Source organism: Terrabacter terrae (assembly GCF_039529575.1).
In the GTDB taxonomy this organism is placed as follows: domain Bacteria; phylum Actinomycetota; class Actinomycetes; order Actinomycetales; family Dermatophilaceae; genus Terrabacter; species Terrabacter terrae.
Genome location: NZ_BAAANB010000203.1, coordinates 1 through 2012, shown reverse-complemented (window position 1 = coordinate 2012; position 2012 = coordinate 1). Strand labels below are relative to the sequence as shown.

Here is a 2012-nt window from a genome sequence, read left to right as displayed (position 1 = left end):
CCGCTCGCCTCAGAGGTGCCGGCGGTGGTCCGCTCGACGCGTGTGGCGGCGTGCGACGCGCCCGCCCCGGGTGACGGGAGCGGCAGGCCGCAGCCGGCCAGCAGGGCCGCGAGGGCGGATGCCGTGGCAGCGGAGAACGCGGCAGCGCGAAGCGCCTGCATGGTGCCTGCTTCCTGGTGTTCGGAGGTGAGCGGTGGGAGGCGGTCGGGCTCGCGTACGGCGCTAGAACTGCGCCCCCGTGCGCCACGACATCTCCTGCAGCTCGAGGGTGTTGCCGTCGGGGTCCGAGAAGCTCGCACCCCGCACTCCGCCCCCGAAGTCGTGGATCTCGCCCACCTCGACGCCGCGACCCACCAGCTCGGCTCTGGCCTCGTCGAGGTCCTCCACGACGAGGTGCAGGCCCCGGATGGTGCCGGGCTCGCCCCGGTAGACGTCCAGCCCCGTCCCGAAGCCGACCGAGCACCCGGAGCCCTCGGGGGTCAGCTGCACGACGCGGACCCCGTCGGCGGGCTGCACGTCGACGTCCTTGGTGAACCCGAGCTTGTCGGCGTAGAACTCGATGGCCCGGTCGACGTCGGCAACCGGCAGCGGGACCAGCTCCAGCTTCATCTTCATGCGATCCTCCTCAGGACTGGGTGCGCAGGTAGCGCCCGAAGTGCGGAACGGTGAACGCGATGAGGCCGCGCTCACCGGAGTAGATGAGACCCTTCTTGATCAGCGCGTCCCGGGCGGGCGAGAGCGACTGGGGCTTGCGTGCCAGCACCTCCGCCACTGCGGACGTGGGCACGGCCTCCCGCTCGGTCACCCCGTCGCGGACGTATGCCGCCGGGTCGCCCTCCGCTGTCCCGGCGGGCTCCGCCACCCCGGCGCCGTCTCCGTCGGCCCCCGTTCCGGATGCGCCCACGAGCGCGGCGTCGGCCATGGCGCGGAGGTACTCGCGCTCGGCCGGCGTCGCTCGCTCGAAGCGCGAGCCGAAGAAGCCGACGGCCAGCTCCGCCTCGGCTTCGGGCACCGCCACGCGGATGTCCTGGGCCGTCACCGGCGAGCTCGGCGCGACGTCCCAGACGACCTTGCCGTAGGCCTGGATGAAGTAGGGATAGCCGGCGGTCACGGCATACATCTCGTCGAGGGCCTCGGGAGTGAACTCGCACCCCTCCTCGGCGGCGGGTCCGACCAGCGCCCGGTCGGCGGAGTCGCGCGGCAGGCGGTCGATGCGCGAGTAGCGGAAGAGCCTCTCGGAGTAGGACTTCGACGCGGACAGCACGGCGGGCAGGTGCGGCAGGCCGGCACCGACGACGATGACGGGAAGCCCCGACTGCGAGATCTCGTGGCAGGCGGCGCAGAGCGCGGAGACGTCGTCGGGGTCGAGGTCCTGCATCTCGTCGATGAAGAAGGCGACGCCCTTGCCGACGTCGGCGGCCAGGCCGCCGATGTCGGTGAAGAGCTCGACGAGGTCGATCTCGATGTCGCCGGAGTCGGCCCGGCCGGTCGTCGCGGGGACGTCGATGCCGGGCTGCCACCGGTCGCGCAGCTTGGCCCCGCTCGGGGCCTCGCGGAGCGCGAAGGCCTTGATGATGCCGAGGACCTGATCCACCTCGTCGCCGCGCGGGTGGCCGAGCTCTCGCACCGCCTGGTGCGCGGCCGCCGCCAGCGGACGGCGCAGCCGCTGGTCGGGACGGGCCTCGAACTTGCCGGTGCCCCAGTTCGCGCGCACGGCCGAACTGCGCAGCGCATTGAGGAGCACGGTCTTGCCGACCCCGCGCAGCCCGGTCAGGACGATGGAGCGCTCCGACCGGCCGCGCGCGATGCGCTCGAGCACGACGTCGAAGGTGCGCAGCTGCTCGTCACGGCCGGCGAGCTCGGGCGGGCGCTGGCCGGCACCCGGGGCGTACGGGTTGGTGATCGGGTCCACGCTCGGAGGCTATACGCCTGTCTACTGCAGATCCGAGATGTCGCGATAAGCGGGCATCGGCGCGTCGCCGGTGCCCATCGGGCGCCTCGGCGACGGCTCC

2 protein-coding genes are annotated in these 2012 nt (G+C 72.9%); both read right to left on the bottom strand.

What is annotated here, in order from left to right; genetic code table 11:
- Window positions 1–222: 222 nt before the first annotated feature.
- Window positions 223–615 (bottom strand): VOC family protein, encoded by a 393-nt coding sequence (locus ABD194_RS21025; protein WP_343995173.1) that lies wholly within the window; start codon window positions 613–615, stop codon window positions 223–225.
- A 10-nt stretch (window positions 616–625) separates the two neighbouring features.
- Window positions 626–1912, bottom strand: a complete 1287-nt coding sequence (locus ABD194_RS21020) for an ATP-binding protein (protein WP_343995171.1) — start codon at window positions 1910–1912, stop codon at window positions 626–628.
- Between the last annotated feature and the right edge of the window lie 100 nt (window positions 1913–2012).

Excerpts from the sequence above, each read along its gene's own strand:
- ABD194_RS21025 (WP_343995173.1), bottom strand. The coding sequence starts at position 615 with ATGAAGATGAAGCTGGAGCTGGTCCCGCTGCCGGTTGCCGACGTCGAC.